The sequence below is a fragment of the Enterococcus sp. DIV1411a genome (genome assembly GCF_050531945.1).
GTDB lineage: Bacteria > Bacillota > Bacilli > Lactobacillales > Enterococcaceae > Enterococcus_B > Enterococcus_B faecium.
Genome location: NZ_CP172892.1, coordinates 2,362,969 through 2,388,924 on the forward strand (window position 1 = coordinate 2,362,969; position 25,956 = coordinate 2,388,924).

Sequence of the window (25,956 nt, forward strand, 5' to 3'; positions counted from 1 at the left end):
ACTTTCTTTTTCACAACTCTAGAATTCTACCTAATAAATAGTAGTCATATTTTTTAAATAAATCAAGTGATTTTGCAAAAGTCTTAGTTTAGATAAGGGAGTTTTTTTGCATATCCTTCTTTATTGACTTGTCTTGCTCTCGCAATTGCCAGCGCATATTCTGGAATATTGTCTGTAATTGTTGACCCGGCAGCAATCGAACTGTTTTTAGCTACCTCGACAGGTCCGATGATATTCGTGCTAGAACCAATAAAGCTGTGGTCGCCGACAGTCGTATGATGTTTGTTCTTTCCATCATAGTTGACGAAGACAACACCACATCCGACATTGATTTCTTCTCCCAGCGTAGCATCACCAACATAAGTCAAGTGACCGACTTTAGTTCCTTTGCCGATTTGAGCATTTTTCACTTCCACAAAGTTTCCGATATGGACGTTTTCGCCAATTTCAGCTTTTGGTCGTAAATGTGCATAAGGTCCCACATCTGCATGTTTCTTGACATGGCTGCTTTCAATGACTGAGTTTTCAATGACGACGTGATCCTCAATCCTACTGTCTACGATTTTTGAATGTGCCCCGATGACACAATCCGAACCGATGACTGTATTTCCTTGGATTTGTACACCTGCTTCGATCAATGTGTCTGGACCGATTTCTACACCTGCATCGATGTATGTCGTTGCTGAATCGACAAAGCTTACGCCATTGACCATATGCATCTGGTTAATTCGCTTTCTCATGATCTCATTTGCTTTAGCTAACGCGATCCGATCATTGACTCCCATTGATTCTTCAAAATCATCCGTTTGATAAGCAGCAACTGTATTGCCTTCTTCTTTTAAGATTTCGATGATATCTGTTAGATAGTATTCACCTTGAGCATTGTTTGTTCCAACTTTGCTTAACGCATCGAACAAAGCTTCGTTGTCAAAACAGTAAGTTCCTGTATTGATTTCTTGTACAAGAGCTTCTTCTGGTGTTGCATCTTTTTGTTCCACGATTTTTTCTACGATCCCAATATGGTCACGGATGATTCGTCCATATCCTGTTGGGTTTTCTGCTTGTGCCGTCAAGATCGTTGCACTTGCATTTTTTCCTTGGTGATATTCAAAAAGATTGTTCAGCGTTTCAGTAGTCAATAATGGTGTATCTCCACTGATAACTAACGTTGTTCCTTTTTTTCCTTCCAAGAAAGAAGCAGCTTGCAAAACAGCATGTCCTGTTCCCAATTGTTCTGCTTGTAACGCATATTTACTGCGTTCCCCTAGTTGTGCTTTAACTTGTTCTGCTCCGTGTCCAACGATCGTAATCACTTCATCTGGTTTCGTTTCACTGACCCGATTAATGATATGTTCTACCATAGGTTTACCAGAAACGGGATGTAAAACTTTATATAATTTTGACTTCATGCGGGTACCTTTCCCTGCCGCCAAAATAATTGCATAACGTGCGTCCAACTGCGTCACTCCTAAATATAGTTTGCTGATTTCAGTTTATCCCAGTATACCCATTTTTTCAACAAAACAAGTGATTTTCTTTTATCTCAGCGTTTTCTGGATAAAAAAATAGATAGACCATAAAGGGCCTATCTATTTGGTAACCGGTGCTCTCCTGCCAACTCCTCGGTCACAAGTCACACTACTCATAAAACATGAAAAGCTGTTTTTTGAAATCGTTTCTTGTGACTTAGAGTTAAACGGTAGGCTTACAACCTCTTCATTAAACGTTTTTCAATCAGCTGACCTTCGGTATTAGCTCAGGACAGGACGCTGATGATTTCACAACCTCTAGATAAACGGTGTTCAAAAGCCAGTTTCTCGGTATTAAGCCAAATTTATGAAAAAATGTGGAAAGCCATTTTCACAAAATTTTTCTTACTACTCGAAACTAAGCGGCTTTTTCACAACCTCTTATTCTGAAAAATAATTTCCCGGCACAACCGTAATATTTTTCGTTTGAGTATCTACATCTTTGACATAAAGCAGTGACGTATAATCATCGATGGCGCGATGACCGTTGAATTTTGATTCGGCAAATACAGTGATGCCAACAAGTTCTGATTCGAATTCTTCAATCAAGCTCTTCATTCCGTTTACTGTTCCGCCGCCTTTCATGAAATCATCCACTACAAGGACACGTGAACCACGTTTCAAACTTCTCTTAGACAGTTCCATCTTTTCAATTCTTTCAGAAGATCCAGACACATAGTTGACACTTACTGTTGATCCTTCTGTTATTTTTGAGTCCCGGCGTACAATAACGAATGGCGCATTCAGATAATAGGACACAGCTTGGGCAATAGGTACGCCTTTTGTGGCTACAGTCATTACAGCATCGATTTTTTCACCAAGGTATTTAGAAGCAATGATTCTTCCAACTTGACGCAGCAGTTCAGGTTCTCCTAACAAATCAGAGAGATAAACATATCCTCCTGGAAGCAGACGGTCTTGTTCTGATAGACGTTCTGCTAGAGATTCAATATATTTTTTCGCCTCTTCATATGAAATTTCAGGGATGAACAATACACCACCTGCAGCACCTGGGATTGTTTCCAAGGTTCCATACCCTCGTTCTTTAAATGTTTTCTTGATGATTCCCAAATCTTCACTGATAGAAGATTTAGCAGATTCATAACGTTCGGCAAAGCTTGTTAAGGAAATCAATTCATGCGGGTGATTCAATAAATACTGTGTCATGTCAACTAGACGTTCACTGCGACGTACTTTCACCTATTCCAACTCCTTTTAAGAAATTTTATCGTTTTACATTATATAAGTTTTTCTTCAAAAATTCGAGCATTTTATGAAAAAATAAGAAAATAGTTCGGTATTTATTAAAATAAAAAGAAGCCTATAAAAAATTTTTCGTTTTTATAAGGCTTCTTTTCTTTATAATTTAGTTATTTTTTCTTCTGAAGGCAACCAATATTCGTTTGATGATATTTACAATCAGGAACAAAGCAATAAAGACTAATGTGATTGTTGCTCCTGGAGGTGTATCTAGATAAAACGAGCTAGTTAGTCCTGACAGCATCCCTAGAAATCCTACACAAACACTGATAGCAATCACGACATTGAAGCTTTTGCCTAATCGCATACCGATTGCTGCGGGAAGAACCATGATTGCGGATATCAAAAGTGCACCGGCAATCGGGATCATCACAGCAATAGCCACACCAGTAATCACATTGAACATCATCGACATCAAATGAACGGGTAGCCCATCCACGTGGGCGGTATCTTCATCAAAAGTCAGAACATACATCGGCCGTTTGAATAAAAAGAACAATATACCGATGGCAACGAATAAGATTCCTAAAAAGATGACTTGCTCCCATGTAATAGTCACGATCGAACCAAACAGATAGGATTGGATACTTGTTGCTGAATTCCCTCCGCTCAAATTCATCAATACTAACGCTAGCGCCAAACCACCAGCCATTAAAATGGCAATGGAGATTTCTGAATAGGTTCGGTAGATCGTTCGCAGATACTCCAATATCACAGCTGCTAATACAACGACTAGCATGGTCGTAAGTGTAGGATTAAGGTTCAAAAAGAATCCTAACGCTACCCCTGCTAAAGAGACATGAGAAAGCGTATCAGCCATCAGCGATTGTCTTCTGATCACTAAAAACACACCTAGCATCGGGGCGATTCCGGCAATGAAGATAGCGGCAAGAAACGCTCTTCTCATGAATTCATATGAAAGCAACGCCATTGAGAATCCTCCTTTCTCACCAGTCGGATCTGTCTGTCCGCATACTGTTTGATATCTTCATGATCATGGGTGATCATTAGAACTGATTTCCCATGGACATGCGCACTATGTCGGAGAAGACGATAAAATTCATTTCTGGATTCTTCATCCATACCTGTTGTTGGTTCATCAAGAACAAATAAGTCAGGGTCAGTAGCAAAAATACGCGCTAAACTGATTCGCTGCTTTTGTCCGCCAGACAATTCACCTATTCGCCGATTTCGCATATCCCACATCCCTACAGCTTCTAAAGCACGCTGTACATGTTGATGATCTTTTTCAGAGAGACGCTTGAACCAGCGGCCTCTTGGATATCTTCCTGAACGGACTAATTCGATCACCGTACTAGGAAAACCTGCATTGAAAGATGCAACTTGTTGGGGAATATAACCGATACTTAATTTTTTTCCTTCTTGATTTTTCTCAGCAATCTTTATCATTCCTTTTGAAGGTTTCAGTAATCCTAACGATGCTTTCACCAAGGTTGACTTGGCTGCTCCATTTTCTCCAGTTAAAATGACAAATTCACCCGCATCTACATGATAAGAGACATCTTCTAGTACAGGTTCATCATCATAGTAAAAGGTCAAATCAGATATTTCGATATAACGCACCTTACAACCTCCATTCTAAAACTTAATTGATACTTTCTTTTAAAGCTTTCAGATTTTTTTCCATGACAGAAATATAATTTTCGCCTGCTTTGATTTGTTCATTAGTCAAGCTTTCTAAAGGATTCAACACTTCTAGCTTCACTCCTGTTTCATTCGACAATGTCTCAGCTACCTTCGAAGAGGCATTTTCTTCAAAATAAATCACTTTGATGTTGTTTTTCTTCACAAATTCTTTTAGCTCAGCTAAGCGACTTGGTGTGGGTTCCTGATCTGGTGAAACGCCCGAAATCGCTACTTGTTTTAAGTCGTATTGATTCGCTAAATAAGCAAAAGCAGCATGCTGAGTGACAAATGTGCGGTTTGTTGCATCTTTTAGCTCATCGGAGTATTTTTGATCCAGTGCTTCAAGCTTTTTGATATAAGCATCGGCATTCTTCGTAAAAGTTTCCTTTTTATCTGGATATTTTTCGCCTAATTCTTCAGCAATCGTTCTGACTTCTTTTATAGCTAATACCGGATCGAGCCAAACATGTGGATCGTATTCATGTGAATGATCATGCCCTTCTTCTGATTCTTCATGTTCGTCTGCTTCTTGCGATTCTAAACGGTCGATTCCTTTAGCTGCTTCGATCATCAAGGTCTGTTTGCTATCCACTGAATCCTTTAACGAATCCACAAAAAATTCCATGTCTGAACTATTATACACGAAAACATCTGCATCGGAAATTTCTGCTCTTTCTTTTGCACTTGGTTCGAAATCATGCGGCTCCGTTCCAGCAGGGATCAAAAGTTTCACGTTTCCTTCATCCCCTACGATCTCTTTTGTAAAATCATACATCGGATAAAAAGTCGTAACGATCGTCAAATCCTCTTTTTTGTCTGCTTCCTTGTTCGTATTTCCACATGCTGCAAACAGTAAAGCACCTATCATTACCGTAGCTGTCAAAAGATATTTTTTCATTTATATGCTCCTTTCAATGAACAAATCGGAATTTTACGATTTATTAACGTGAACTAATGTATCAAAATAAAAAAACACAGTCAATAGAAATCCATCAATTTCTGATTTAAGCATGTATATTCTTGATTAAATCGTAAAATGGATGAGTTGCTGCTCATATCTAGCCATTTCACTACAATAAAAAACTGAAGAATACCATTTTAGGATTCCTCAGTTTTTCATCACTTATTTTACTTCTTATATTTTATTGCAGGGTTCGTACTAAATAAACTTCCTCACAAAAACCTTTTAACCCATTATATACTCTCTGCGCTCTTGAATAATGTTGACACAAGGCAAAAACGGTTGGTCCGCTTCCACTCATCAATGCAGCATCTGCTCCGTACTTGATCATACGCTCTTTGATTTGATGGATGACTGGATGCCGCTTTCCCGTTATATCTTCTAAACTGTTTCCCATTTTTTTGATCATCTGCTGATAATCTTGCTCTCGGATGGCTTCAGCAAGTCCGTGGATGTCTTGATGTTGGATGGCTTGCGTATCTACTTCTCTAAACACTGTACGTGTAGAGACACTCATTCTTGGTTTGACCAACACAACCCAGCACTGTGGCATAGAAGGTAATACTTGGATTTCTTCCCCTTTGCCACCGACAAATGCCGTACTTCCGTAGACACAGTAAGGAACATCTGTACCGACTTCCAAACCGATTTCTGCCAGTTCTTCTAACGAACAGCCCAGATTCCATAATTGGTTGATCCCTCTTAGAGCAGCTGCACAGTCTGTACTTCCTCCGCCTAATCCAGCTGCTACTGGAATATTCTTCTTAACAAAGATCTTGACACCGGTTTTGATATTGTATTTATTTTTTAGCAATAAAGCAGCTTGATAAACATTGTTCCGTTCATCTACCGGTAAAAATGCTTTATTTGTTTCTACAATGATTTTGTCTTCTGTTATTTCTTCAAAAAATAGATGATCTGCCAAGTCTACGCTCGACATCACCATTTCCAACTCATGATACCCATCTTGCCGTCTATATAATACATCCAGTCCTAAATTTATCTTGGCTGGCGCTTTTTCAATCAATTCCATCCTCTCACCCATTCGAAAAGTCTAAGTCGCAAGTATTCTATCATAGGGAAAAATAAAAGTATAGCTTATGTCTGCCTAGTGGTTGATTTTGTCATCGTTTCAACAGCTTTCACAGAATTTTCTCTTCATAATCCAAACAAGTTCTAGTGATTCTTATAATTCTGTGAGCACTTCTTCTGCCAAACTCGGAACATTTCCTTTTTCTTTTCCTATCAGACTGAGTAGCTGCATGGTAGCAAATCCGAAATTACTTCCTTTCCTATAAGCAAAATAACGTCCTTCCCAATGATCGACATATTTTAATTTCTTTTCATAAGCAGACTGGAAGGAATAGAAAAAATTACCATAATTATATACGATATGCATGACTTTTTCTTGAAAGAAAGAAAAATCTGTTTCTCCAACATTAGCTAATGGAGCTAAGCCTAGATTGGCTTCCGAGTAGCCCATTTTCTCGTATACAATAAACAGATTGGCTAACAGATAGTCAGCTAATTCCTCAGATTCTTTAGGTAAGACCCGCAACAAATCATATCCCGCCTGCTTCTTCGTCATCGGCTGAGCGGTGATGAAGCCAACGACTTTTTGATCTTTACGGACAATACCGACACCGCTAGATAATACATATGATTTATCAAATCGTCCCACAGAGAAGTATTTTTCTCGTGCACCTTGAAGCCATTTTTGTGAAACTTCATTTACAGCTTGATGTAATTCTTCCGGCAGTTGATCGTACCAAGTAAAATGGTATCCTTCTTTCATCAAACGTTGATATTCAAGTTGCTGACTCAGCCGAGACAAGTCTTCTGTTGCTAGATCAACAATCCCTGCTTCACCTACTTTCGTGAAGTGAAAACCCAATTCATGAAGCATCACTACGTAGCTTTCTGATATCTTATAAAACGCAAGCTGATAGCCTAAACAATCTGCTTGTTTCATAAACTGATTCGTTGCTGCCCGCATCATTTTAGGATTGCCAACTGGATCTCCTAAAACAAAGCATTTGTTTCCTTTGATCTGATAACCAAAAACGACTTGATCTTGGTCGTCTTCTTGGTAATAAAAATAACTGTAACCTGACAAGCGAAGCTGATGGCTTGTAGCTGTGCCTCCGTATGTTTCCAATAAACGGTCAAAACGGTCTTTTTCGTACTCACTGCCAAGCTTCGTAGTATCTTCAGCTAAATATTGATAAAGCGCCACTAAAGCTAGCAATGAGATGCCCAAACCAATAAGCCCTGAGAACCACACATCATCTGAAGGAAACAAAATAAAATGATTTCCTGTTATTCGACCGACTAAAAAGCGTCCGCTGTGATAGCCTGCAATTGCGTAAACGATAAACAAAAAGCCGAACAAGCTAGCATCAAAGATTATAGCTCCCCAAGAATAAACGAATTTTGTTCGATAAAATTCTTTTCTGGATAACCACACAGCTAACAGAATCAAGACATATACCAATATCAACTGCCAAGATAACGTACGTGTGATTGTATTTAAAATACCAAAAGATAGTAAAGCAATCGTAGGCAGAAATGCCTTTTTGACTTTTACTGAAAGTGCTCTAGCAAGGCCGAGTAATAAAAAGCCAACCAATAGATTCACTGTCTGATCTAAAAAATTGAATGAGAACGGCAATAATACTTGAAATAGCCGACTGATTGCAGACAGATTAGTGATTGTTGATAGAAGTACCATCATGATCCCCGCAAAATAGACAGCACTTACGAGCACGATATGCGCAACCTTTTGGAAAAACAGTCGCGGAATGTTATCTAAAAATCGATTGATTTTGACTCCTGTATGTGTGATGAACAATAGAAGTCCCGTCATAAAAGGTAGAACATAATAAAACAACCGATAATATAATAGCCAAACTACTGCTACATCTTGCCGAACAGACAATTGACTCATTCCTAAGATCATCAAAACGTCAAAAGTCCCCATTCCACCTGGGACCATCGTCAGCATTCCTATCAATGTAGCAATCATGAACATAGGATAGATCGAAAGCATCGAAATATCTATTCTCATCAACTTGCCGATGATCAAAAATACCGCAAGGGCTCCCGTCCATTGTCCAAAGGATGCCAGTAGCAGACCAAGCAAGCCTTTTGGATAAAACTCGAAGAACAATGTCTTTCTCTTTAGATAAGCAAAAAAGAAAATGACTGGTGCTAAAAAACTACCGCCGAAAAGCCAGATCCAATAGCTTCGAAAAATACTTTCTGACTGAATAAAAAAGACATCAATAAATGTAAGAAACGACCATACAGACAAACCAGTCAGCATAAATAGTGCGACTTTTGATACAGTGGCTAAAACCATTTTTCTATTTGTCTGCTTTCCATAAAAACTAGCCCGCAGACTTGCTCCTACCACACCACCAAAACCGGCGAGATTGTTGATCGTGTTTGTTACCCACGCAGCAAGAAGAAACTCTTTTCTTTCCATTTTTGGTTTTCCTTGTTTTTCTAAGACTCTGATCGTCACCCAATCATACAACAACATCGGAGTGACACCCAGCAGTCCAGCCAGAATCATGAGCAGGATCGTCATGCGGCTTTGTTGTCCCATCCTTTGCCAAATATCTTGCCAACTCATGCCATTAGCAATATTTGCGACTTGATTTGCCACAAAGACTAACACGGAGCCGAAAAAAATCAGTTTTAAAATCAGACTATGTTCCTTTATCCATTGCAGCATCAAGTATCGTTTATTTTTCACATTTTCCCATTCCTAACTTGTATACTTTTGTGTCATACCCCAATGTTATCTTATTTATTTTAATTTTTCCACTTTAGACCTGTTCTTTGCTTGCGATGATAGAAAAAGAAAGATATCCTAATGCTAAAGGAGAGGATAACATGAAAGTAGGATTTATCGGCACAGGGAATATGGCACAAGCTATTATTGATGGTTTATTAAAAAAAGGAACAGTCTCGAAAGAAGAGGTGTTCGTTTCCAGTGGACATTTTGAAAATGCACAAAAATTTGCTGCTGAAACTGGCGTCCATGCATGCAAAAGTAATCAGGAAGTTGCATCACAATCAGATATCGTTCTTTTAGCCGTGAAACCAAAAATCATTGAAAAAGTATTGGAAGAACTAAGAGAATATAGCCAGAAAGTCTTATTCATTTCTATTGCTTCAGGAAAATCATTAACAGATTTAGAAACAGCGCTTGAAGATCCTCAGGCCTCCATCGTACGTGTGATGCCGAATGTCAATGTCAGCGTAGGAGCAGGCGTTTCTGCGATTTGCAAAAATGAAGCTGCCACGGAGGAACAGCTTCAGCAAGCTACGATGATTTTTGAAGCAATCGGCAGCGTCTATCCTTTAGCAGAATCAGATTTCAGTACATTCATTGGCCTTGCTGGCAGCTCACCCGCATTCGTTTACATGCTGATCGATGCGATGGGACGGACTGGTGTACTGAATGGTTTGTCCAAACAGACAGCCACTGAGATTGCTGCAAAAGCAATTATGGGTTCTTGTCAAAAATTCCTTTCAAGTGATAAAAATCCATGGGAACTTGTAGACCAAGTTTCTTCTCCTGGCGGTACAACTGTTGCAGGTGTAGTTGCCTTAGAAGAAGCAGGATTCATCCCAGCAATCATCAAAGGAATCAATACGACGATCGAGAAAGATCTTGAGATGTTGAATAAAAAATAATGATAGCAATGTTTTTTCGTGCCTTACAAAAAAAGAAGAGCTGTGGCTTTTGCCGCGGCTCTTCTTTTGTATTTTTTATTATTTAGCATAATCAGTTGCACGAGTTTCCCGAATAACGATTACTTTGATGTGTCCAGGATAATCCAGTTCTTCTTCGATTCGTTTACGAATATCACGTACTAAACGAACAGCGTCTAAATCCGAGATTTCTTCTGGCTTGACCATTACCCGAACTTCGCGTCCAGCTTGAACTGCGTAACTTGATTCTACACCGGCGAAGCTGTTCGAAATATTTTCCAGACTTCTTAAACGACGGATGTAGTTTTCTAATGATTCACTTCGCGCACCAGGTCTTGCTGCTGAGAGCGCATCTGCTGCAGCTACAAGGACAGAGATAACAGAAGTAGCTTCCACATCTCCATGATGAGAAGCGATCGCGTTGATTACTACTGGGTTTTCTTTGTACTTGGCAGCTAATTCCGCACCGATCTCAACGTGAGATCCTTCAATCTCATGGTCAAGTGCTTTCCCAATATCATGGAGCAACCCGGCACGTTTTGCTAATTGGATATCTTCGCCAAGCTCTGCTGCTAAGATACCAGCTAATTTTGCAACCTCGACCGAATGCTTCAAGACGTTTTGTCCATAACTAGTTCTGAATCGCAGACGTCCGATGATCTTGATTAGATCTGGATGAAGTGTATGAGCACCGACTTCAAACGCTGCCTCTTCCCCGTATTCGCGAATACGTTCATCCATTTCTTTACGAGATTTCTCGACCATTTCTTCGATACGCGCTGGATGGATTCGTCCATCTTGTATCAGTTTTTCCAAGGTCATCCGTGCGATTTCTCTTCGGATTGGATCGAATCCGGAAAGAACAACTGCTTCCGGTGTATCATCGATGATTAAATCGATACCAGTCAGCGTCTCAAGCGTTCGAATATTACGACCTTCTCGTCCAATGATACGACCTTTCATTTCATCATTCGGAAGGGTAACGACTGAAACAGTCGTTTCTGAAACTTGATCTGCTGCGCAGCGTTGAATCGCTAATGATAATAAGTTTTTCGCTTTGCGATCTGCTTCTTCTTTGGCACGCTGTTCAGATTCTTTTACCATTAGAGTTAACTCATGATTCAGCTCTTCTTCAGTCGATTTCATGATGACATCTCGTGCGTCCTCTTTTGATAAACCAGCAATTTTTTCTAGTTCTTTTTGTTGATCTTCAATCATTTTTTCAACGTCTTTTTCTCGCTCTTCAATTAATTGCTGTTTTGAACTAAGTGCTTCTTCTTTACTTTCAAGTGAGTTCTCGCGTTTTTCTAACGAGTCATCTTTACGATTCAGCGTTTGTTCGCGTTGAATCAAACGATTCTCTTGAGATTTTAATTCTAACTTACTTTCTCTCAGCTCACTTTCAACTTCAGAACGGTATTTCTGATTTTCTTCCTTAGCTTCTAACAATGCTTCTTTTTTTAGAGTTTCTGCTTCTTTTTTTGCACTATCGATGATTCCAGCAGCTGATGATTGTGCACCAGCTATTTCTTTCTCGTGACGTGACTTTGCGACCATAAACCCTAAACCAAGACCGACAATTAAACCGATGATAGCGAGGAGAATGTTGAATACCATAAAATCCACCTCCATACTATCTTTTTCATTTTTATCATCTATACAGCTTCTATGATAAATTATTCTAAACTCGTCAATATGCATCTTCGCATATATGTGTACAAAAAACATGCACAACTTTATTCTAATGTTTGTACCCCGTAGTGTCAACTTTAAATAAACAAAGAAACGGCTTTCTACTTATTCATTAAACGATGGTTTTTAAAATAAATGACACTAGTTTCATATAGGTAAACCTTTAAATTGAGAAACTTTTCTATTAAATTATTCTTTGTAGATGAACAGATATTTTTATTTTATGTACCCACTCGTATAATTAAATAACTCACGATTTCTTTATTCAATAAAAAAACGGCAGGTCAAGGAGAGTACCTACTCTTCAGACCAGCCGTTTTTGTTTATCATAATTTTTATTCTTCTACTAAAGGCAATTCTTCTTGTCCTTTTTCATCTTCTGGGACAGCGACTTCTTCACCAATACCATAAGCTGCTCTAACTAGAGCAGAAACTTCTGCCATCATTTCAGGATGATTAGCCATATAGATTTTAGCGTTTTCCCGTCCTTGACCAATCCGATCTTCTTTATAAGAATACCAAGCACCGCTTTTATCAACAATGTCTTTTTCTACTGCCATGTCTAGAAGTTCTCCTTCTTGTGAGATCCCTAAACCATACATGACATCTACTTCAGCGATTTTGAAAGGAGGTGCTACTTTGTTTTTTACGACTTTGATCTTTGTACGGTTACCAACAATATCTGTACCTTGTTTCAATTGTTCTGCACGACGTACTTCCAAACGGATCGTTGCGTAGAATTTCAATGCGCGTCCTCCAGGAGTGATTTCTGGATTCCCAAACATCACGCCTACTTTTTCACGGATTTGGTTGATGAAAATAGCGATTGTTTTTGTTTTGTTGATCGAACCAGAGAGTTTACGCAATGCTTGAGACATCAAACGTGCTTGTAACCCGACATGTGAGTCACCCATTTCGCCGTCGATTTCTGCTCGTGGAACTAAAGCAGCAACTGAATCGACTACTACGATATCTACAGCCCCACTTGATACTAAAGCATCAGCGATCTCTAGACCTTGTTCTCCTGTGTCAGGCTGTGAAAGAAGTAGTTCATCGATATTCACACCTAATTTTTGTGCATATTGCGGATCTAACGCATGCTCAGCATCAATGAAAGCGGCCGTTCCGCCATTTTTTTGTACTTCTGCAATAGCGTGTAGTGCAACTGTTGTTTTACCTGAACTTTCAGGTCCATATACTTCGATGATACGTCCACGGGGGTAACCGCCGACACCTAAAGCGACATCTAACGCAAGAGAGCCACTTGGAATTGTAGAGATTTGTTGGTCGATTTTTTCGCCCAATTTCATAATAGAGCCTTTACCATAGCTCTTTTCAATTTTTTTCAGTGCAGCATCTAAGGCTGCTTTACGATCATCTGCCAATACGATAATCCTCCTTATATTTACAAATCAGAGCAACATTTCATTATCCTTATCATATCTTTTTTAGTGAAAAAAAGCAAGAAAAAACCGAACAAATATTCGCATTTATCATTTTCTTAAAAGCTGTTTTCTCAAAAGATCAAATCCTTGCATAACCGCATTATATCTGATAGCAGCACGATCTCTGGCAAAGTGATATTTTTCCGAAACCACGCCGTCTTTAGATGAAATAGCGATCCATACTGTTCCTGCAGATTGACCTTCTAACGTGTCCGGTCCAGCCACTCCGGTGAAAGCTACACTGTAATCTGTTCTTGCTATCTCACGTGCTTGAATGGCCATCTGCTCCACACATTCTTTGCTGACTGTTCCATATTCTGCTAATAGCTCCGGATCAATCTCCAGAAAACCAGCTTTTGTTTGGAGCGAGTAGGTAACGAATCCGCCTGGAAATACTTCAGATACACCAGCAATGTCGCCTAATGCGGCTTGGAAGGCGCCGGCTGTCAAACTTTCCGCTGCTGTTACAGTCTGCTTGTTTTCTTTCAGTAGTTCCACTACGACTTTTGCTAGCGAATTATCATCGCCGTATCCATAAAAATATTCCCCTACTCGTTCTTGGATTTTTTCTTCTAATGCTAAAAGAGCTTGATTCCCTGCCTGAACATCATTTGTTTTCACTGTCAGTCGTAATGTCACTTCATTTGGTTTGGCATATGGTGCGATCGTTGGATTGATCTGTGTCTCAATCAGATCTTTTAGCTCAGTGACCAGTCGCGATTCACCAATCCCATAAAAGCGCAAAACTTTAGAAATTAGTTTTTCTTCAGAAGGAAAACGTTCCTCTAGTAAAGGACGTACTTGTTCCACAAACATTGGTTTCAACTCATTAGGCGGACCGGGAAGAAGGATATACGCATGTGTATCTGTTTGATAAAAAGTCCCTAAAGCAAGCCCTGTACGATTTGGTAGAGGAACCCCGCCTTCGATAATCTGGGACTGTTGCAGATTGTTTTTGGTCATTTTTCGATGGGTTGTTTCAAAATATGCCAATAATTTTTTGTATCCTTCCGTATTTTGTATGAGAGACTTACCGAGGTGAGCCGCAGTTGCTTCTTTTGTCAGGTCATCTTCTGTCGGTCCTAATCCGCCACATAAGAGTATGAGTTCACTTCTTGTTTCAGCTAGAGCAATCAACTCTTCTAAACGCTGCTGATTATCTCCTACAACTGTTTGATAATAAACTTCGATACCTAGATCAGCTAGCTGTTCTGACAAGAAAGTGGCATTCGTATTCACGACTTGTCCTAGTAAAAGTTCTGTTCCGACAGCTATTATTTCTGCTTTCATTACTTCCCGCTCCCTTATATAGTATACGCTGTATTTTTATATTTTTTTATTTAAAAAGAGGGCAAGGAGCTGTGACAAAAATCTTGTCACAGCTCCTTGTTCCAAATAAACAGTGTTCTCCTGCCAAAACCTCGGTCATAAGTCACAATATACATAAAACATGAAAAGCTGTTTTTTGAAATTATCCCTTGTGACTCAGAGTTAGACGGCAGGCTCACAACCTCTCCACTAAACGATACTTACATTGATCCTTTGAACACACCGCTGTTTTTGATGAAGTAATCCACACCTGAATAGATAGTAAAGATCAGACAAGCATAAAGCATGATTTGATCTACTGGAATACCGATCAGGCTGAATGGGATATTATTGATAAACAGCAAGATAATAGCAACCATTTGTGTAGCCGTCTTGACTTTTCCCGGCCAAGCTGCAGCCATGACTTCTCCATGTTCGACAAGTAGTAAACGCAAGCCTGTGACGGCTAATTCACGACAGACAATGATCGCTACTACCCAACCAGGGGCCTTTCCTTGGTCAACCAACATGATAAAAGCAGTCATAACTAGCATTTTATCTGCCAACGGGTCCGCAAACTTGCCAAAATTAGTGACAAGGCCTCGCGCACGGGCAATTTTTCCATCTAACCAGTCTGTGATACTAGCTAAAGCAAAAATAACTGCACCTACTAGCTGTGTGACAGCCAGTGTGGTGTCTCCTACGTTAAATTGTCCCCAATCTAAAGGTAAACCTACAACCAAAATGAAAATCGGGATCATACAAATTCTAAGTACAGTTAATTTATTTGGTAAATTCACACTATCGACTCCTTTCTTCCCTATTCTACGTGACTATCAGCGAAGTTTCCACCGATATTATTTACTTTTCCAAATGAATTTATTCAAAGGAGTATTTTTATTGAAATTGATCTTTTTGAATTAACGAAGAAGGACCGCGACACAGATTTGTCACGATCCTTCTTTTTTATACCTACAAGTAAACAGATGCGTAAACTAATTTATACGATCATTCTGCGTATTGAAGAGTAAGGTTCACATTTTTTGGACTCTGATTGTTTTCCCCTGGATTAACTGGTACGGATTCTCCATTCGCTTTGATCGTTGCATTGCTTGCTGCACCAATCGTGATGGTCGCATTTGTTGCTGTTTCCGGTAACACGGTACTCTGTGTTTCATTTGCTGCCAGTGTCCCTTGATAAACATAGGCATTGTCTACTAGCACACCTAACCATACACGATTGACAGCAGTAAATTCAAGGGTTACAGGCTTGGTAGCGTCTGTGATATTTACTGCGATGGCACTGCCAGAATCTTCTCCTGTAGCTATTGCCATTTTCTTTTCTTCACTTGATTTTGTTGTTGATTCTACTGTAGAAGACTCTTTGGTCTGCGTGCTTTGCTCTGAGGAAGAGGACTCCTCGACTGATCCTTCTACTTTAAGCGAAGAAGCTGTGTCTCCGATTATTGGATCAGCTTGACGATCTTGCCAAGTCATATAGCCCACGACAACGACAATCGCCAAAGCAACCAATCCTAATAAAATGACAGGAAGACTTGTCCAAAAGCGACTTGGATGCGATTCTTCCTGATGCATTGCTTTTCTAGAAGTACTTACTGTTTCAGGCTGCGGACGTTCAGGGACCGATCCTGTCAATTTGCTTTTCCCATCAAAAACATCGACTAAATGGTCTCCATCTTCTCCTACAGCTTCAGCGTATTGCCGAATAAATGCCCGCACGTAAAATTTACCAGGCAATTGGTCAAAATCATCATTGTCGATTGCTTCCAAATAACGTTTTTGAATTTTTGTAATCTGCTGTAATTCATCTAAAGATATTTTTTTATTCAGGCGTGCTTGCCGTAATTTTTCTCCGATGGTTTCAAAAGCCACTCGTTCATCTTCTCCAGTCTGTTTGATTCTCCGAAGCATCTGCTGTTGCAACGAAAGACGTTATGTTTGGGTGCTGTGACAAAAGTCATGTCACAGCTCCTTTTTTCCGAATAAACATTGTTCTCCTGCCAACTCCTCGGTCACAAGTCACAATATCCAATAAATATAAGAAGCTGTTTTTTGAACTTGTTCCTTGTGACTCGGAGTTAAACGGCAGGCTCACGACCTCTTTCTTAAACGGTGTTCAATCAGCTGTTCCTCGGTATTAGCTCAAAAACCGGCAAAATATAAGGAGATATTTTTCCGTATGTTTCTCTAATACTCAGGTCAAAACGCTGATTTCACAACCTCTTCCTTAAACGGTGTTCAAAAGCTTGCATCTGCGGTAATAAGTCCAACCAAGTTAAAAACATTAAGAAGCTGTTTTTACTTGGCTGTTCTTATTACTTGATGCAGGGCAGCTTTTTCACAACCTCTTGGTACACGGTGTTCCAGAAGTAGCTTCTTCGGCAATAAGCCGAAATATCACAAAAATTTGAGAAGCAATTTTCGTAAATTCCTTCTTATTTCTTGAAGCTGACCACTTCTGTCACAACCTCTTTGATTACTTCGTTTGATTTTATTTTAATATAAGTTGATTAAAAGAGAGCATGATTTGTTTTATTTTCTCACTAATTTTTCCAACACAACTAAGAATACCATAAAAGCTGATTTTGGAGGAGGTTCCTACTACAAGTCTAAAACGAAATTTAAGACTTTTCCTCATAAAATACTGGTTTATTTTGGTCTCATGTAAAACTCGCTGAAGGCCTCTTCACTTATAAATGCTTCCCCAGCTGCCAGTACGTCTTTCATTTGGATCGAATCGATGATTTCAGGAAGATCAAATAAAGTTCGATCGCCAAATAAACTTTGCGTAAATTGATTGGCAATATATTCGATCGAATTTAATGATTGGAAATATTGTCCAAGCATTTTCTTCTTCAGCAAATCGAGATTTGTTTCTGACACTTCCGGATCATCAGCGAATCCAAGAATGATTTCTTTGACTTTTTCTGCTGCTTTCTCTGGTTCGTCCGTATCTCCGCTGAAGTCCGCAAAGTGAAATTCACGATCCAAGCTGAATTCAAAACCAAAGCTGTCATCGATAATTCCTTGATTGTACATCGCTAGATAGTTTCGAGAAGTATTGCCTAAAATCATTTGGAACAACAGATTGATTGCTGTTTTATAGCGTAACAGTTCTGTTCCTTCTTGCGGCAATGTGTCTAATCCTTTAATACCAAGTACAAATTTATCTCGTGTAATGGCTGCTTCCAATGCACTTTGTTTGATGATTTCTTTTGTGTTTTCAGGGAAATAACGTACAATTTCTTGCTTTGGAGGGAAATTTTTTGCTTCTTGGTTTTCCCGAATAAGTTTCATCAATTTCTCAGGCTCCATCTTACCAACTACAAATAAAACCATATTGCTTGGCTGATAAAACGTCCGATAGCACGTATACAAGTCTTGAGCTGTGATTTTGTCGATACTTTCAACCGTGCCCGCAATATCGATATGCAATGGGTGTGTAGGATACAAGTTATTTAGTATGCCAAAAAACATCCGCCAGTTAGGGTCGTCTTCATACATTTGGATTTCCTGACCGATGATTCCTTTTTCCTTGTTTACAGTTTCTTCTGTGAAGTAAGGTGCTTGTACAAAATCGATCAGAGTCGTCAGATTCTTTTCTACCTGATCCGTCGTAGAAAACAGATAGCTGGTTTTCGTAAAACTTGTGAAAGCATTGGCGGAAGCTCCTTGTTTCCCAAATAATTGAAAGACATCACCATCTTCTTTTTCAAACAACTTATGTTCTAAAAAATGGGCAATTCCATCTGGAACTTTCACCTTTTCTTTTTCACCATAGGGAATAAATTCGTTATCGATCGAACCATAATTCGTACTGAACAAACCATATGTCTTGTGATAGTCATTTTTAGGCAACAAATACACGGTCAAACCGTTTGGCAGTACTTCATGATAAAGTGTTTCATTGATTTGCTCATATTCTGTTTTATTCATTTGCATTTCCTCCTGCTAAAAAGAAGATTGCCTGCAATTCGATTTGCTCAGCTACTTGTTGTATCTCTTTGATCGTTACGCTCTCCATACGTTTCAACCATTCTTCATCAGATAATTTTGTTTCCGGCAGCCAGCTGTCCAAAAAAGAAGCTTCGATTGCCGCTTGCGGAGAGTCTAGAGAAAGCAGATATTGGTTTCTCAGCATTGCTTTTGTCTGAGACAGTTCCAACTCTGTTATTTCACCATTTCGCAAACTTTCTAATTGCTCGTGAATCAGATGAAGTACTTGATTTCGGTTCTTTTCATCGATACCGGTTTGGACACTCATGAATCCTCGGAACGTATCCACGCTACTAGAGGCATAATAAGCTAGACTTTCTTTCTCTCTGACATTCATGAAAAGTTTAGAGTGAGGAAAACCGCCAAATAAACCGTTAAAGACCATTAGCGCAAAACGTTCTGGTTCATCGTAATACACATTTGTCTGATAAGCTAGGTTCAGCTTTGCTTGAACGATTGGCTCACGTACTTGTCGTTCCTTCACGATATTCACTTGAGGTTGGGTATAAAACAGATCTGGATAAACTGTTTCCCGCGACTCAAATGGTAATTGCCCAACTGCTTCAGCTGCTTTGTCCGGATCAACATCGCCGACAACAAAAATGTCGATTTGATCATTTGCCATCATTTCTTGATAGTAGGACGCTAGCGAACTAGCAGTGATCTTGTCCAAATCTTCGACTACGCCCAACCCTGGGATCTTTTGTTCCGGGCTGTTTTCAAAATAAAGTTCTTGCAAGGCATAGGAAGCAAAAGTTTGTTTATCTTCCTTCAAACTTTCCAAATATAGACGCAGATTGTTCTTTTCCAAGTCAAACGTCAACTGATCAAACTGATGATTTTTAATATTTGGATAAAATAAAACCTCTTTTAAAAAATCTACCGCTTGAGAAAAAAGGTTTGGATCATTGACATATTCACCATTCACAAAACTGATCCCTGCGTTTAGCCAATGTAAATTTCCTTTTTTTCTAACTGATAATCCAAAGCTTGCGCCATAAAGCTCTGCAAGTTGCGCACTTAACTTTGTCTGATCCGGATAATTCAAACTATTTGTTTCCAACATGCTGCTGAGAAGTGAACGTTTCGTGATGACTTCTTGTTGCAGACGCGCAGTAAAACGGATAAAAATCCGGATCGTTTTGTATTTTTTTGTTGGTAAGACATGAAGATTCACGCCTTCTGCCAATTGATACACCATATTTATATGCTCCTTTTCACAGTTGATTGCCCGCTTACTCTTTTAATGGGTCAACCTGCCTTTTTTACTTATTCCTCTGCTTGAAATTTATAAGTTCAGGCAATTCGCCGTTTTTTCTAAATGATGTTACACTTTATAGTATAGCATAGATGTTTTTTATCAAAAGAAACAGACGGCTAAAAGCGTATATTGTTTTTTTATTTTTTATTTTTCGATATACTAAAGACAAATAAAAGAAGGGAGGGTCATTCATGATCAAAGAATTCAAAGAGTTCATCATGCGTGGAGATGTCTTGGATCTTGCTGTCGGCGTTGTTATTGGTAGTGCGTTTACAAGCATCGTAAACCAAGTGGTGCAAGGCTTGATCACACCACTAATAGGTTGGTTTGTCGCAATGATCACAGGTACTTCTGATTTAGAAGGAGCACTTTCAATTCTTGACTGGTCGCCGACAAAAGGCGTCACATTTGCGTTTGGTAACGTTATTAGTGCTATCATTACATTTCTGATCACTGGTTTTGTCTTATTCTTAGTTGTCAAAGCGGCAAACCGTGCGAAGAATTTACGCTCCAAAGAAGAGCAAGTGGAAGTGGAAGAAACTCCTACTGCAGAAGATTATCTTAGTGACATACGCGATCTTCTTGCCAAACAAGTGGCAGAAGACAATACACATCCAGTAGAGCAAACAAATCTTTCCGATACTTCTAAATAATAAAGAATCTAAAAAAAAGAAAGCCGATTTTCAGTGTCGGCTTTCTTTTTTTAGATTCTTAACTTGCTACTTGTTCCTTTTTCATGTCGATATGTGGAATATCATCTTCCAAATACACATCTGAGATTGCCTTGAATCCAAACGACTCATAAAAAGCTTGTAGGTATTCTTGTGCGCCGATCACGATTGGTTTTTCTGGAAAATTTTTCTGGATCATGTTAATCGTTTCTTGAACAATCTTTCTTCCTAAACCATCTTTACGGTTGCCCTGATGAACAAGGACACGTCCAAAATGGATACTCTCCGCTTCTTCATATACTCGCGTGTAGGCAAGGATCTTCCCATCAGTATCTTGAAAAAACGTATGCCAAGCTTGTCCATCAATGTCATCAACTTCTTGATAAGGACACTGTTGTTCCACAACAAAAACTGCGATTCGTTCTTTGACGATCGCGTAAAACTCTGCTGTTGACAATTCTTCAAATTTCTTTACCTGATATTCCACTAAGCAAACGCCCCCTGCTTTTTTATTCTTAGCATACCGATTCGCACACAAAAAAGCAAACGAACCTTACGAATCTCAGGCTCGTTTGCTTTTTAAACTGCTTCAGTTAAAAATTCGATCTCAACTGTCCGAGTAAGTACATCTGAATAGCTGTAAGATACTCGTTCAAAAGAATTTTCTTCAGGATCCAAATCAACAACGAATACTGAAGGATAGGTTTCTGTTAAAACGCCGCGGCGTTCTGTTTGACGCTTTCTTCCTGTCTGAGCAACCAACATGATTGGGCTGCCGATACGACCTTCTAAATCTTTCTTGATTGAAGCTAAAGTTGTTGGCATACAGTTCACCTCTACTATCAACTATACCACATATTTTTAAAATTTTCAAGTTTACCATAAAAAAAAAAGAAATGCAATAAAAATAAATAAGAAGCTCATTAAGATTTTTCTAAATTATTCCTCATTATAAAATTTCAAGTGTTTTTTTATTTTGAGTTTTACTCTCCCGTAAGCGCTCATTACTTGCTTGTGATCCATTGCTAAACATTCAGCCATGTCTACAAAATCAACGCCTTGCATATAATAATGAAAAATTTTAGCTTCTATTTTTGAAAACTGGATTTCGCAATTTTCGATTGCTTCTTTTAATAAAAGATGCTGAATCGCTAAAGGTTCTTGCAATGTGATCTCTGCTAAAAAGTCTGGTCCTTCTGTCTCTATTTTTTGGTCGATTGAGACTTCATCTTTTTGATCACGACGCTTCAGCGCGTTCTGCTTCCTCAACAGAGAATAGATTTGATTGCTTATAATGCTTTTATAATAACTTCCAAAGCTAACACCTTTGCTTTTTTCGTAAGTTCTCAATGCCTGATATAAAGCGATCCTTGCTTCTTGTTCCCAATCCTCAGAAACATAATTTCTTAAATAATAGGTGTTTTTCAAACGTAGTAAAAGTGGAAAATATTTTTGATACAGGGCAGCAAATGCTTCTTCGTCACCATTACGTGCAGCGCGCAATAACTCCTCAGACATAAAATAATTCCTCCATAAATTCGTTTATGGAGGAATCTTATCATCAATGATTCATCGAACTGATTAGAACGATATGTTATTTATTTTTTCTCATTAAATCGTCCAATTTTTGGGACAATTTTTTTAACTGCTCTTCATTCCATGGAGAATTACGTCGGAAATCAATAAAATGCATATCTTTATTTTCTTGGGCTATTGTTTTTTCCGTTTTTTTTATCGTCTTATATAATTCATAAGCAGAAGTTCGTAATGCTCCTTGGGAAAAGATCATCCACTGTTCTGCTAAATCGCTTGTCGCCACTGTCACTTGTGTCAAACGGTCATTCAGCTGACCAGCGATTCTCTCGATATAACTGTCAGCCGTTTCGTCTTCTTTCGTAAAAACAACATCCAACTGGTATTTCTTATAATTTTGTTGGATGCCCGGAACTAGTTGGGCATCGAAGACAACGATGACTTCCATTCCTTCATATTTCGCATAATTTGATAAACGATGTAAAAGAGCTTCTCTTGCATCCGCCATTTTGTCCTGCTTTTTAAGCTGGACAAGTTCCGGCCACGAACCAATCATGTTGTAGCCGTCTACAATCAACAGCTGTTTTTTCATGGTCTACTCCCCCTGACGTTGGGAAAAAGCCTGATACATAAGCAAACCAGCAGCAACACTGGCATTTAAGCTCTGGACGTGCCCGGTCATCGGGATCGTCAGCAATTCATCCATTTCTTTTTTCAATCCTGGACTCATTCCTTTGCCTTCATTACCAATGACTAAAGCAATTGATCCTTTGGCATTCCATTTTTGGAAGTTTGTGCCGGTCATATCTGTGCCAAATACCCAAAATCCTGTTTCTTTGAGCTGTTGCACAGCTTGTACCAAATTCGTCACGCGTGCAACAGGGACATGTTCGACTGCCCCAGTGGAAGTCTTTGTTACGATAGGTGTGATTCCAACTGCTCGGTGTTTTGGTATGATCACACCATCGACGCCACTTGCGTCTGCTGTCCGTAAAATCGACCCAAAATTGTGTGGATCTTCGATGCTATCCAAAATCAAAAAGAAGGGGTCTTCTTTTTTCTCTTTTGTTCGTTCAATCAGTTGGTCAAGGGATAAATATTCATAAGGTGTAATCGCAAGAACGACTCCTTGATGCACGCCGTGATCGCTCAAAGTTTCTAATTTTTGTTTAGGAACCCATTTGACTGGCACAGCTTGTTCACGTGCGATTTCTTTCAGTTCTTCTACTTTTTCTCCTCGTGAATCTTCTTGAAGAAAGAGTTTATTCCCTCGCCCTTGTTGTAGCGCTTCTACTGCGGCATGGTGCCCAAAGACGAAATTATCTTCTAATGCTTCTTCATTTTGATCAGAAACTGACTGATTTCGTCCAGTTTGCTTTTTATTTGAATATCTATTTTGTTTTTTGTCTTCAAATCCACGTTTCGATTGATGTTTGTTTGTTCTTTCTTTACCCATTTTTTTCACCAACTTTCTGAATACACCAGCGGATCAATTCTTCCATCCGCTCGGTTTGTTTTGTCAAATGCAGATAGCCCATGAGCGCTTCGAACCCTGTTGCGACCCGATACGTCGTAACATCAGCATTTTTTGCGCTCGTATGGCTTTTAGCATTTCTTCCTCTGCGATAATAAAGTTCTTCTTCTTCTGTCAAAAGATGTTCTTCCAGCATTTGCTGAATCAAAAAGGCTTGTGCATTCGCAGAAACATAATTCGTTGCCGCACGATGCAGCTTATTGGGTTTTGTTTCTCCTTGATCAATCAGGTGGTCACGAACATAGATTTCGTAAATCGCATCTCCAACATAAGCCAAGGCTAAACCGTTCAATTGTGTGTAATCTCTCATGCTTCTCTTCTCCATCGGGTTCCTTGCGGTGTATCTTCTAATAAGATCCCTTTTTCTTTCAACAAATCACGAATTTCGTCGCTTCGGACAAAATCACGATTGCTTCTTGCTTGATTTCGTTCTTCGATCAATTGTTCAATCTCTTCATCTAATAACTCTTCTGCTGTAAATAAAATACCGAAGATCGAAAGCCATTGCGAGAATAAAGCTTCTCCTTGTGCCAAGACAGCGGCAGAAACTTTCGGCTGGTCTAGATAAGTGTTCAGCCACTTAGCAAGCTCATAGACCACTGTGATCCCATTTGCTGCATTAAAATCATCGTCCATTTCTTCGATGAATCGCTGTTCTAAATTTTCTAACAAAGCGATTTTATCCGCATCATCTGCCAAATTCTCTGAGGCAGTTTCTTGGCGGAATTTCAAATTGTCAAACGTATTCTTCAGTCGTTGTAAATTGGTGGCTGCTTCTTTCATCGTCGTTTCACTGTAGCGGATCGGACGACGGTATTGTGTGGTCGCCATGAAGAAACGCAAGACTTGTGGATCAACGTTTTTGATCATTTCATGTACAGTGATGAAATTCCCTAGAGATTTACTCATTTTTTCATCGTCTTCGCCAATCGTTACATAGCCATTGTGCATCCAGTAATTAGCGAATTTTTTCCCTGTTTTCGCTTCACTTTGTGCGATTTCATTTTCATGATGAGGAAATTCTAAATCTTGCCCGCCACCATGGATATCGATCGTTTCTCCTAAATGTTTTGTTGCCATAACGGAACATTCAATATGCCAACCGGGACGTCCTTTGCCCCATGGTGAATCCCAAGAAATCTCGCCAGGTTTTGCTTGTTTCCATAAAGCGAAATCTAATGGGTCTTCTTTTTGCTGCTGTTCTTCCCCTGTACGCTGACTTGCTCCGACTTCCAGTTCATCGATGGATTGGTCACTTAATTTCCCATAATTTTCAAATTTACGGGTACGGTAATACACATCACCTGAAGATTCATAAGCATAGCCTTTTTCAACCAACACTTGAATAAATGCTAAAATATCTGGCATATGATCCATGACTCTTGGATGCAGTGTAGCAGGCTCGACATTCAACGCTTTCGTATCTTCTTCAAATGCTCGGATGAAACGATCAGCAACTTCTGGTGCTGTAATACCTAATTCGTTTGCTGTACGGATGATTTTATCGTCTACATCCGTGAAATTCGATACGAAATCGACTTTATAGCCTCGATATTCAAAATAGCGTCGAATTGTATCGAAAGCAATGGTGCTACGAGCATTTCCGATATGGATATAATTATACACAGTCGGTCCGCAGACATACATACCGACATGTCCCTTTTGTATAGGGATGAATTCTTCTTTTTTTCTGGTCAATGTATTGTAGATTTTTATCATTCTGATCTCCTCACTTTTTCTCCTTTGATTCGAACGACTTTTGCTGGTACTCCTACCGCTGTAGCGTCGTCTGGAACATCTTTCAACACAACGGCACCTGCACCGATTTTGGCGTTTATTCCGATCGTTACCGGTCCTAATATCTGCGCATTCGCAGAGAGCATGGCTCCTTGTTTAACAGTTGGGTGTCTTTTACCCGTTTCTTTTCCTGTGCCGCCTAATGTTACGCCATGGAATAAAATCACATCGTCCTCGATTTCTGCGGTTTCGCCAATGACGATTCCCATTCCATGGTCGATGAACACGCCAGTTCCAATCGTTGCTCCTGGATGGATCTCAACACCAGTTAGGAAACGCCAGAATTGAGCATTGATCTTCGCCAATAAAAAGAGCCGGTGCTGATATAAAAAATGAGAGAAACGATGCCAAAACAAGGCATGAAAACCAGGGTATGTCAAAACGATCTCAGCTGTCGAACGTGCAGCCGGATCGTTTCTCTTTGCTGCATCAATCGCTCGGGTAAACCAACTCATGACTTTCCACTCCTTTCGTAAGAATTTTATGTAGGAAATCATCTTCTTATAAAGAAAAGAAGCGCCTTTTAAATAAGTTTCCTTATCAAAAGACGCTTTCCGCGTGGTTCCACTTTTCTTC

24 protein-coding genes and 1 other annotated feature (1 of these 25 only partly in view) are annotated in these 25,956 nt (G+C 39.4%); of the genes, 2 read left to right on the forward strand and 22 right to left on the reverse strand.

The window, feature by feature from the left end; all coding sequences use genetic code 11:
* Nucleotides 1-83: 83 nt before the first annotated feature.
* The 7 genes from glmU to mprF form a co-directional block, all read right to left on the reverse strand.
* Nucleotides 84-1,457, reverse strand: coding sequence for a bifunctional UDP-N-acetylglucosamine diphosphorylase/glucosamine-1-phosphate N-acetyltransferase GlmU (glmU, locus tag IGJ87_RS11495; protein WP_002298200.1), 1,374 nt, complete (start codon nt 1,455-1,457; stop codon nt 84-86).
* Between the two features lie 453 nt (nt 1,458-1,910).
* The gene (gene purR, locus IGJ87_RS11500) at nt 1,911-2,729 is read right to left on the reverse strand and encodes a pur operon repressor (RefSeq protein ID WP_002287345.1); all 819 of its coding nucleotides are present in this window, start codon (nt 2,727-2,729) and stop codon (nt 1,911-1,913) included.
* A 166-nt stretch (nt 2,730-2,895) separates the two neighbouring features.
* On the reverse strand, nt 2,896-3,720 hold the full coding sequence (locus tag IGJ87_RS11505; RefSeq protein ID WP_002287344.1) for a metal ABC transporter permease: 825 nt from the start codon (nt 3,718-3,720) through the stop codon (nt 2,896-2,898).
* Nucleotides 3,693-4,373, reverse strand: coding sequence for a metal ABC transporter ATP-binding protein (locus IGJ87_RS11510; protein ID WP_002287343.1), 681 nt, complete (start codon nt 4,371-4,373; stop codon nt 3,693-3,695). The genes IGJ87_RS11505 and IGJ87_RS11510 overlap by 28 nt, the downstream gene beginning before the upstream one ends.
* A 22-nt stretch (nt 4,374-4,395) precedes the next feature.
* Nucleotides 4,396-5,334, reverse strand: coding sequence for a metal ABC transporter substrate-binding protein (locus IGJ87_RS11515; RefSeq protein WP_002300362.1), 939 nt, complete (start codon nt 5,332-5,334; stop codon nt 4,396-4,398).
* A 244-nt stretch (nt 5,335-5,578) separates the two neighbouring features.
* Complete coding sequence (gene ispE, locus IGJ87_RS11520; protein ID WP_002296028.1) at nt 5,579-6,430, reverse strand: 4-(cytidine 5'-diphospho)-2-C-methyl-D-erythritol kinase; 852 nt, start codon at nt 6,428-6,430, stop codon at nt 5,579-5,581.
* Between the two features lie 153 nt (nt 6,431-6,583).
* The gene (gene mprF / locus IGJ87_RS11525; protein ID WP_002287340.1) at nt 6,584-9,157 is read right to left on the reverse strand and encodes a bifunctional lysylphosphatidylglycerol flippase/synthetase MprF; all 2,574 of its coding nucleotides are present in this window, start codon (nt 9,155-9,157) and stop codon (nt 6,584-6,586) included.
* A 140-nt stretch (nt 9,158-9,297) separates the two neighbouring features.
* On the opposite strand from mprF, the gene proC reads away from it, so the two are divergent.
* A complete protein-coding gene (gene proC, locus IGJ87_RS11530) occupies nt 9,298-10,104 on the forward strand; it encodes a pyrroline-5-carboxylate reductase (RefSeq protein WP_002296027.1) in 807 nt (268 codons plus the stop codon).
* A gap of 78 nt (nt 10,105-10,182) precedes the next feature.
* On the opposite strand, the gene rny is transcribed toward proC, so the two are convergent.
* From rny to yfmF, 7 genes are all read right to left on the reverse strand, one after another.
* On the reverse strand, nt 10,183-11,739 hold the full coding sequence (rny, locus tag IGJ87_RS11535; RefSeq protein WP_002287336.1) for a ribonuclease Y: 1,557 nt from the start codon (nt 11,737-11,739) through the stop codon (nt 10,183-10,185).
* A 410-nt stretch (nt 11,740-12,149) separates the two neighbouring features.
* Entirely contained in the window at nt 12,150-13,199 is a 1,050-nt protein-coding gene (gene recA / locus IGJ87_RS11540) for a recombinase RecA (RefSeq protein WP_002287328.1), read from the reverse strand.
* Nucleotides 13,200-13,307: 108 nt separating this feature from the next.
* On the reverse strand, nt 13,308-14,549 hold the full coding sequence (locus IGJ87_RS11545) for a competence/damage-inducible protein A (protein ID WP_002296026.1): 1,242 nt from the start codon (nt 14,547-14,549) through the stop codon (nt 13,308-13,310).
* A 239-nt stretch (nt 14,550-14,788) separates the two neighbouring features.
* Complete coding sequence (gene pgsA / locus IGJ87_RS11550) at nt 14,789-15,367, reverse strand: CDP-diacylglycerol--glycerol-3-phosphate 3-phosphatidyltransferase (RefSeq protein WP_002296025.1); 579 nt, start codon at nt 15,365-15,367, stop codon at nt 14,789-14,791.
* Between the two features lie 208 nt (nt 15,368-15,575).
* Nucleotides 15,576-16,499: a RodZ domain-containing protein gene (locus tag IGJ87_RS11555; protein ID WP_002287423.1), complete on the reverse strand. Its 924-nt coding sequence runs from the start codon at nt 16,497-16,499 to the stop codon at nt 15,576-15,578.
* 738 nt (nt 16,500-17,237) lie between these two features.
* Nucleotides 17,238-18,524: an EF-P 5-aminopentanol modification-associated protein YfmH gene (gene yfmH / locus IGJ87_RS11560; RefSeq protein ID WP_002287425.1), complete on the reverse strand. Its 1,287-nt coding sequence runs from the start codon at nt 18,522-18,524 to the stop codon at nt 17,238-17,240.
* Nucleotides 18,517-19,785, reverse strand: a complete 1,269-nt coding sequence (yfmF, locus tag IGJ87_RS11565) for an EF-P 5-aminopentanol modification-associated protein YfmF (RefSeq protein ID WP_002338729.1) — start codon at nt 19,783-19,785, stop codon at nt 18,517-18,519. Before yfmF ends, yfmH begins: the two co-directional genes overlap by 8 nt.
* 251 nt (nt 19,786-20,036) lie before the next feature.
* Between yfmF and mscL the strand changes: the two genes are divergently transcribed.
* A complete protein-coding gene (mscL, locus tag IGJ87_RS11570) occupies nt 20,037-20,498 on the forward strand; it encodes a large conductance mechanosensitive channel protein MscL (RefSeq protein WP_002287431.1) in 462 nt (153 codons plus the stop codon).
* 58 nt (nt 20,499-20,556) lie between these two features.
* Here the strand turns inward: mscL and IGJ87_RS11575 are convergent, their stop codons facing one another.
* From IGJ87_RS11575 to epsC, 8 genes are all read right to left on the reverse strand, one after another.
* Nucleotides 20,557-21,003, reverse strand: a complete 447-nt coding sequence (locus tag IGJ87_RS11575; protein ID WP_104889231.1) for a GNAT family N-acetyltransferase — start codon at nt 21,001-21,003, stop codon at nt 20,557-20,559.
* A 92-nt stretch (nt 21,004-21,095) separates the two neighbouring features.
* Nucleotides 21,096-21,341 (reverse strand): Veg family protein, encoded by a 246-nt coding sequence (locus IGJ87_RS11580; RefSeq protein WP_002287434.1) that lies wholly within the window; start codon nt 21,339-21,341, stop codon nt 21,096-21,098.
* Nucleotides 21,342-21,455: 114 nt separating this feature from the next.
* Nucleotides 21,456-22,034, reverse strand: coding sequence for a sigma-70 family RNA polymerase sigma factor (locus tag IGJ87_RS11585; protein ID WP_002287436.1), 579 nt, complete (start codon nt 22,032-22,034; stop codon nt 21,456-21,458).
* A gap of 76 nt (nt 22,035-22,110) precedes the next feature.
* Complete coding sequence (locus tag IGJ87_RS11590) at nt 22,111-22,641, reverse strand: NYN domain-containing protein (RefSeq protein ID WP_002287439.1); 531 nt, start codon at nt 22,639-22,641, stop codon at nt 22,111-22,113.
* Nucleotides 22,642-22,644: 3 nt separating this feature from the next.
* Complete coding sequence (gene rlmB, locus IGJ87_RS11595) at nt 22,645-23,505, reverse strand: 23S rRNA (guanosine(2251)-2'-O)-methyltransferase RlmB (protein WP_002287441.1); 861 nt, start codon at nt 23,503-23,505, stop codon at nt 22,645-22,647.
* The gene (locus tag IGJ87_RS11600; RefSeq protein ID WP_002293091.1) at nt 23,498-23,893 is read right to left on the reverse strand and encodes a Mini-ribonuclease 3; all 396 of its coding nucleotides are present in this window, start codon (nt 23,891-23,893) and stop codon (nt 23,498-23,500) included. The genes rlmB and IGJ87_RS11600 overlap by 8 nt, the downstream gene beginning before the upstream one ends.
* A complete protein-coding gene (gene cysS, locus IGJ87_RS11605; protein WP_002287445.1) occupies nt 23,890-25,302 on the reverse strand; it encodes a cysteine--tRNA ligase in 1,413 nt (470 codons plus the stop codon). The genes IGJ87_RS11600 and cysS overlap by 4 nt, the downstream gene beginning before the upstream one ends.
* Entirely contained in the window at nt 25,299-25,835 is a 537-nt protein-coding gene (epsC, locus tag IGJ87_RS11610) for a serine O-acetyltransferase EpsC (protein ID WP_430609526.1), read from the reverse strand. The genes cysS and epsC overlap by 4 nt, the downstream gene beginning before the upstream one ends.
* Before the next feature lie 85 nt (nt 25,836-25,920).
* Nucleotides 25,921-25,956: a binding site (T-box leader), on the reverse strand; it runs 204 nt beyond the window's last position.